Below are 6,934 nucleotides of genomic sequence, written 5' to 3'. Positions count from 1 at the left end.
CGTGCTCAACCTCGCCCGCGTCAAGCTGCGCGACCAGCAGCGCCTCGCCCATGGCCCGCTCAAGGAATACAGCCAGTTCGGCGAAGGCATTCCGTTCGGCGATGCCGTGCCGCGTGCCGGCAACGATTCCGGCGGCGGCCAGCCCGGCCGCATCCTGAAGTGCAAGGGCTGGGAGACCGATCCCAACGCCTACATCTACTTCATCACCCAGGCCCCGGTCTGGGAGAAGATCTGCGACGTGATCGGCGAGCCGACCTGGAAGACCGACCCGAACTATTCCAAGCCGGCCGTCCGCCTGCCGCGGCTGAACGAGATCTTCGCCCGCATCGAGCAGTGGACGATGACCAAGACCAAGTTCGAGGCGATGGAAATCCTCAACAAGGACGACATCCCCTGCGGCCCGATCCTGTCGATGAAGGAGATCGCCGAGGACCAGTCGCTGCGCGCGACCGGCACCGTGGTCGAGGTCGACCACCCCACCCGCGGCAAGTACATCTCGGTCGGCAACCCGATCAAGCTGTCGGATAGCCCGAGCGACGTCGAGCGCTCCCCGCTGCTCGGCGAGCACACCGACGAGATCTTGCGCTCGGTGCTCGGCTTCAGCGACCATCAGGTCGCCGAGATCCACAAGTCCGGCGCCCTCGACCCGCCGCAGAAGCAGGCCGCTGAGTAAGCGGATTGAGCAAGGAAAGGAGAAGGCCGCCGGTTTCGGCGGCCTTTTTGTTCGCGCCGAAGGAACCGAACCGCGGGCCGGCCGTTACTCTTCGACCGGGATCGCTCTCAGAAGTGCGAGCGTACCGCCTCCACGGCGAGTGACCAAGCGTCACGCCATAGACCCGCCCACACTGAAGAAACAGCCACCCTCCCCCGCAGAGGGTGAGGAGGCAATCCATATCGGCTTGCCGGCGGGAGGCGCCTCGTCACCGCTCGCGGGGACACGCCCATTGATCGAAGTGAGGCTGAAATGTTGAGAGATCAATCCTCTGATCGCGCCAAGCGCGAAGCCAACAAGGCGTTCAAGCCTGTTAAAGCGCAGAAGCCGATGAATGACTATACAAAGGACCAGCACTCCTTCAACGAGAATCGCGAACGACTCAAGGCGGAGCGATTGGCCCGCGAGGCAAGGTCGAAAGACCTGCCCGGAAAAGACCTGCCGGAATAGGAAACGTCCTGTCGCTGGTTACGATCTCACACCCAGCACCGATACCGATGAAGGCTTCCGAAATCGACGCCTGACCTCGGCCTGGAGCATCGAGAGAACGAGCGCGGATCGCGTTGGACCAGCACGGCGGATGCCCAAGGCTTCTTCGTGGTGTACGAGCTGGAGCAATACGAGGTCACAGCGAAGGGATATCTCGACCAGCTCAATGCGCCGACGCCATGCTCCAACAAAAAAAATCCGACACCCCTGTCGGATCGGTGCCACCCCGGTCGTCCTCGTGACATGAATGGGCCATAGACGCCAATCTCGGGCCCATCAAACACTGAGGATAACAACCATGCCCAGCACTGTCCGCCTGCATCGCGTTCTCGCCACCAGCCCGGAGAAAGTCTATCGCGCCTTCCTCGAGGCCGATGCGATGGCGAAATGGCTTCCGCCGAACGGCTTCACCTGCACCGTGCACCATTTCGAGCCCAAGGTCGGGGGCACGTTCAAGATGTCGTTCCGGAATTTCACCACGGGCAACAGCCATTCGTTCGGCGGCGAATATCTCGAGCTCGTGCCGGGCGAACGTCTCCGCTACACCGACAAGTTCGACGATCCCAATCTGCCAGGTGAGATCCAGGTCACCGTGATCCTGAAGAAGGTCTCGGTCGGCACCGAGATCGACATCACGCAGGCCGGCATCCCCGACGTCATTCCGCCGGAAGCCTGCTATCTCGGCTGGCAGGAATCGCTGCGCAATCTGGCGAAGCTGGTCGAGCCCGAGATCAATCAGTAGCGAAGGGTCTCGTAAGGTGGGCAAAGGCGCACTTGCGCCGTGCCCACCATTCGTCTCTAGTCGTGTACAGGACGTGGGCACGCTTCGCTTTGCCCACCCTACGGCGCCGGTAAGAGCGCGCTCCGTCGTCGATCGCTACCCGCCCGCCTTCGCCCCAATTCCGCCCCCCGCCGTCCAGCGATCCGGGTCCGGACTGTGTCCGATCAGCGCGAGGCCATAGGCGATCGACTCGAACTGGTCGCCCGACATCAGCCGTTCGTTGCCGAACCGTTCGGCGAACAATTTTCGGACGGCGGGCACAAAAGAAGTGCCGCCGGTCAAGAACACCTTCTCCACCTCGCGCGCGGTGATACCGGCCTCGCCAAGCACCTTGTCGACGGTGGCTCCCAGCCTGGCGATGTCGTCGGCGATCCAGGACTCGAAATTCTTCCGTGTGATGGCTGCGCCGATGTCGACGCCGCCGCCTTTGAAACGGAAGTCGACCTCGTCCTGCACTGAGAGCGCAACCTTGGCATCGGACACCGCGCGATACAGCGAAAAGCCAAGGTCGAGATCGACGATGGTGATGAAATCCTCGAGCAGCTCCGGCTTCAGCGCGGTGCGCGCAAGCTCCCGCAGCTCGCGCAGATCGCCGTTGCTCTTCATCATCGCCAGTTGATGCCAGCGCGCGAGGTTGGTGTAGTGGCCGCTGGGGACCGGAAGCACCTTGTCGAAGGAGCGGAAGCTCGAGCCTTTGCCCAGGCGCGGCGAGACGACGTGGTCGACGATGCGGTAGTCGAACGTGTCGCCGGCGATGCCGATGCCGGCATGGCCGAGCGGCTCGGCGCGCAGGTGACCTCCCGTGCGCGAGAAGCGCATCACGGAGAAATCGCTGGTACCGCCGCCGAAATCCGCGACCAGCACGGTGGCATCGCGCTCCAGCCTTCGGGCAAAGGAGAACGCCGCCCCCACGGGCTCGTAGACATAGCGAGCGTGGCCGGCGCCAAGGCGCTCGAACGCGGCGCGGTAGCGCTGCATCGCCAGCACCTCGTCGGGATTGCCGCCGGCAAAGCGCACGGGGCGGCCGACCGTGATGGTCGACGTCTCGAAGCCGAATTTGTCGCCGCCATGACGCGCCAGCGTTCGCAGGAATGCCGCCAGGATGTCCTCGAACTTGAAGCGCTGCCGGAAAACTTGCGTGGTGTTGAAGCTGCTGCTCGCAGCGAATGTCTTGAACGACTGCAGGAAGCGGTAGACGTGGCGGCCTTCGAGGAACTGCTCGATCGCCCACGGGCCGCCCTCGGCCTGGGCGCCGGCGCCCGGCCGGTCCTCCCAGAAGCACAGCGCCGACACGTAGACGCTGTGGCGCTGTCCGCCATGGTCGAAGCGGATGGCTTCGACCCGGCGGTCGTCCGCCGCGATGGCTACGACCGTATTGCTGGTCCCAAAATCGATGCCGATCGAGACGGCGGGCGAGGCGCTCGACATGAACCACTCTGACAGTTGATTGGATAAGGGGGCGGACCACTAGCCGCTTTGCATGTCCGTGCCAAGGCCGCCTATTGCAGTGCGGCCGGAACCTGGCATCGACTGCCGTGAGATCCCGCCTCGGACCAGATGATTCGGCCCGCTTTCCGGCCTTTTGGCAATGGAAAGACCCCGCAATCGACAGGAACCAGCAATTTTATGTCCGAAACGGCCCCGTTAACCCGGCATTATGCTGCAATGCGAGACGTCGCATGCTGCTATGCAAACAAGATCATAGACAGTGGCATCTGGTATACATAGATTGCCCTTCGAAATGAGACAGCAAGACTGACCGTCTCAAGAAAGGAATTTCCGATGTCCAAGACCGCTTCCGTTGCTCTCGCTCCCTCCTCCTCGCTGTTCGCCCGCCTGATGGCCGCGATCGACAGCCTTCTGATGGCGAGCGCCGAGATTTCCAACCACAACGGCGACCTGCCGCGTTTCGGCCTGTAAGCAAGGCCTTGCCCGCCCCGCCGAGCGGCAGGCCGGCAGATCCCGCAGACACTACGTGCGAGCAAATGGCCCCAATCGGGGCCATTTTGCTTTTGCGTGCTTGCTTGGCTCCCCGGCGCACAACTGCGACGATTGGTCCGCCGGGGTACCTGCCGATCCGATTGTTTGTCCGCTGGCATCTCGCATACCATTCGACAACGAACAATGGATTGCACAATCAAAGGTGTAAGGCGGGGAAATATAGCGCAAGGCGGGAACCGGCCGAGGGGCACATCTGCCGCGAACCTTGGCGAACCTTAGCCGAAAGGAGCGGATGCCGCGCGTTGTCCCTGCTCATACAGTTTCTATCGGGACCGCCATGGGAGATCGACCGCAAGGGTGACCCAGGCACGTGAAGTGAGATGGGCTGACGCAAGCCGACAAAGAGCGGCTGCGTTCGAGGTTCGACAGGGAGAGAAACAAGATGAAGCCATTCGTTCTGAATGTCGCTCTGGCGGCAATCGCGATGTCGTGCGCCAGCAGCACAGCAAGCCGTGCGGCCTGGGAGCCGGTCCGTCCGGTCGAATTCATCGTGCCCGCGGGCACTGGCGGCGGCGCCGATCAGATGGCACGCACCATCCAGGGCATCGTCACCAAGCACAATCTGATGAAGCAGCCGCTGGTGGTCATCAACAAGGCCGGCGGCGCGGGCGGCGAAGGCTTCCTGGATGTGAAGACGTCGTCGGGCAATCCTCACAAGATCATCATCACGCTGTCGAACCTGTTCACGACGCCGCTGGCGACGGGGATTCCGTTCAACTGGAAGGATTTGACGCCGGTGGCGATGCTGGCGCTCGACGAATTCGTGCTCTGGGTGAACGCCGAAAAGCCGTACGCCACCGTCAAGGACTACGTCGACGCGGCGAAGAAGGCGCCGGCCGGCTCATTCAAGATGGGCGGCACCGGCTCCAAGCAGGAAGACCAGATCATCACGGTCGGCATCGAGAAGGCGATCGAGGCGAAGTTCACCTACATTCCCTACAAGGGCGGCGGCGAAGTCGCCGTTCAGCTCGTCGGCAATCACGTCGATTCGACCGTCAACAATCCGATCGAGGCGGTCGCGCAATGGCGCGGCGGCAAGCTCCGTCCGCTCTGCGTCTTCGACGCCCAGCCGATGGCCTATGACGAGCCGATCGCCGAGGGCAAGGCCTGGAAGGATATTCCGACCTGCAAGTCGCAGGGCCTCGCAATGGAATATCTCATGCTGCGCGGCATCTTCATGTCGCCCAAGGCCACCAAGGATCAGGTCGAATATTACGTCGAGCTGTTCAAGAAGGTCCGCGCCACGCCGGAATGGCAGGATTTCATGAAGAGCGGCGCCTTCAACACGACGTTCCTGGCTGGCGCCGACTACGCCAAGTGGATCGAGGCGGAGGAGAAGCGCCACGAGGGCTTGATGAAGGACGCGGGCTTCCTCGCGTCGGCAAATTGACGGGGATATCGACGGCGGCCGAGGACGCTGGTCGTCCTCCCGTCTGCCGTGACCGCGAAAGACCGCAATTCCGCCTGGAGGTCCCATGACTGAACGATCCGGATCCGCATCTGGCCCGGCGCACAAGACGCTGGAAATCGGCATGGCGCTGCTGATCGGCGCCTTCGGCCTGGTCGTGATCTTCGGCAGCCTGAAGGCCGGCATCAACTGGGGCGCGGAGGGCCCGCGTGCCGGCTTCTTCCCCTTCTATGTCGGCGCCGCCATCGTCGGCGCAAGCGCCATCAACGTTTGGAGCGCGCAGCGCGACGACGACGGCCGGCTGTTCGCAGAATGGGCACAGCTTCGCCAGGTCATGAGCGTCGTCGTGCCCACCACGATCTATGTCGGATCGATGCCGTTCATCGGCCTCTACGTCGCCTCCATGGTCTTCATCGCCTGGTTCATGCGCTGGCTCGGCGGCTATCGCTGGCTGACGGTCGCCGCGGTCGCTATCGGCATGCCGGTCGTGACCTATCTGGTTTTCGAGCGCTGGTTCCTGGTCCCGCTTCCCAAGGGGCCGCTCGAGGAATGGCTCGGTCTGTAACAGCTGCGCCGTCATCCCCGTTATTGCTGCAGGACGTATCGACATGGAAGAGTTGGCCAATCTGTTTCACGGCTTCGCGGTCGCCCTGCAGCCTTACAACATCATGCTGATGATCATCGGCATCACGCTCGGCGTCATCATCGGCGTGCTGCCGGGGCTCGGGGGCGCCAACGGCGTCGCCATCCTCCTGCCCCTGACCTTCAGCATGCCGCCGACCTCGGCGATCATCATGCTGTCCTGCATCTATTGGGGCGCGTTGTTCGGCGGCGCCATCACCTCGATCCTGTTCAACATACCCGGCGAGCCCTGGTCCGTGGCAACCACCTTCGACGGTTATCCGATGGCGCAACAGGGCAAGCCCGGCGAAGCCCTGACCGCCGCCTTCACCTCCTCCTTCGTCGGCGCGCTGTTTGCCGTCATCATGATCACGCTGGTCGCACCCCTCGTCGCCGGCTTCGCGCTGCGATTTGGTCCGGCGGAGAAGTTCGCGGTCTACTTCCTCGCCTTCTGCAGCTTTGTCGGCCTCAGCAAGGAGCCACCGTTCAAGACCATCGCGGCGATGATGATGGGCTTTGCACTCGCGGCGGTCGGCCTCGATTCGATCACGGGACAATTGCGGCTGACTTTCGGCGTCACGGAGCTGCTCAACGGATTCGACTTCCTGATCGCAGTGATCGGCCTGTTCGGCATCGGCGAGATCCTGCTGACGATGGAGGAAGGCCTGGCGTTCCGCGGTGGCAACGCCACCATCAACCTTCGGGTGGTCATTCAGACCTGGCGAGAGCTTCCTACCTACTGGATGACCTCGCTGCGCTCCTGCCTGATCGGATGCTGGATGGGCGTCACGCCCGCCGGCGCAACGCCGGCCTCCTTCATGAGCTACGGCATCGCCAAGCGCCTGTCCCGCCGCGGCAACAATTTCGGCAAGGGTGAGATCGAAGGCGTGATCGCGCCGGAGACGGCCGCGCACGCCGCGGG

At 63.1% G+C, this 6,934-nt stretch carries 8 protein-coding genes; 7 read left to right on the top strand and 1 reads right to left on the bottom strand.

All coding sequences use genetic code 11. The features are described 5' to 3' along the window. From MOV75_RS22205 to MOV75_RS22195, 3 genes are all read left to right on the top strand, one after another. The coding region (locus tag MOV75_RS22205; protein ID WP_247006616.1) for a CoA transferase at positions 1–673 on the top strand (673 nt) is incomplete at its 5' end. Between the two features lie 291 nt (positions 674–964). Continuing rightward, a complete protein-coding gene (locus MOV75_RS22200; protein WP_246929610.1) occupies positions 965–1,162 on the top strand; it encodes a hypothetical protein in 198 nt (65 codons plus the stop codon). Between the two features lie 337 nt (positions 1,163–1,499). Continuing rightward, the gene (locus MOV75_RS22195) at positions 1,500–1,943 is read left to right on the top strand and encodes an SRPBCC family protein (protein ID WP_200454286.1); all 444 of its coding nucleotides are present in this window, start codon (positions 1,500–1,502) and stop codon (positions 1,941–1,943) included. A 135-nt stretch (positions 1,944–2,078) separates the two neighbouring features. On the opposite strand, the gene MOV75_RS22190 is transcribed toward MOV75_RS22195, so the two are convergent. After that, complete coding sequence (locus MOV75_RS22190; RefSeq protein ID WP_246929608.1) at positions 2,079–3,410, bottom strand: Hsp70 family protein; 1,332 nt, start codon at positions 3,408–3,410, stop codon at positions 2,079–2,081. A gap of 354 nt (positions 3,411–3,764) precedes the next feature. Here MOV75_RS22190 and MOV75_RS22185 point away from each other — a divergent pair, with 354 nt between their 5' ends. From MOV75_RS22185 to MOV75_RS22170, 4 genes are all read left to right on the top strand, one after another. After that, on the top strand, positions 3,765–3,902 hold the full coding sequence (locus MOV75_RS22185) for a hypothetical protein (RefSeq protein ID WP_164934547.1): 138 nt from the start codon (positions 3,765–3,767) through the stop codon (positions 3,900–3,902). 505 nt (positions 3,903–4,407) lie between these two features. Beyond that, complete coding sequence (locus MOV75_RS22180) at positions 4,408–5,373, top strand: tripartite tricarboxylate transporter substrate binding protein (RefSeq protein WP_246929620.1); 966 nt, start codon at positions 4,408–4,410, stop codon at positions 5,371–5,373. An 85-nt stretch (positions 5,374–5,458) separates the two neighbouring features. Continuing rightward, the gene (locus MOV75_RS22175; RefSeq protein WP_246929606.1) at positions 5,459–5,956 is read left to right on the top strand and encodes a tripartite tricarboxylate transporter TctB family protein; all 498 of its coding nucleotides are present in this window, start codon (positions 5,459–5,461) and stop codon (positions 5,954–5,956) included. 43 nt (positions 5,957–5,999) lie between these two features. After that, positions 6,000–6,934 (top strand): tripartite tricarboxylate transporter permease (locus tag MOV75_RS22170; protein ID WP_247006615.1); only part of this gene is annotated, 935 nt, incomplete at its 3' end.

The organism is Bradyrhizobium sp. PRIMUS42 (assembly GCF_023006515.1).
Classification (GTDB): Bacteria; Pseudomonadota; Alphaproteobacteria; order Rhizobiales; family Xanthobacteraceae; genus Bradyrhizobium.
Note: the sequence above shows the minus strand (reverse complement) of the source record. Positions and strands in the feature narration are given on the sequence as shown.

Coding starts and splice junctions, on each gene's coding strand:
- MOV75_RS22190 (WP_246929608.1), bottom strand. CDS start 3,410: ATGTCGAGCGCCTCGCCCGCCGTCTCGATCGGCATCGATTTTGGGACC.
- MOV75_RS22175 (WP_246929606.1), top strand. CDS start 5,459: ATGACTGAACGATCCGGATCCGCATCTGGCCCGGCGCACAAGACGCTG.
- MOV75_RS22185 (WP_164934547.1), top strand. CDS start 3,765: ATGTCCAAGACCGCTTCCGTTGCTCTCGCTCCCTCCTCCTCGCTGTTC.
- MOV75_RS22200 (WP_246929610.1), top strand. CDS start 965: ATGTTGAGAGATCAATCCTCTGATCGCGCCAAGCGCGAAGCCAACAAG.
- MOV75_RS22180 (WP_246929620.1), top strand. CDS start 4,408: ATGTCGTGCGCCAGCAGCACAGCAAGCCGTGCGGCCTGGGAGCCGGTC.
- MOV75_RS22195 (WP_200454286.1), top strand. CDS start 1,500: ATGCCCAGCACTGTCCGCCTGCATCGCGTTCTCGCCACCAGCCCGGAG.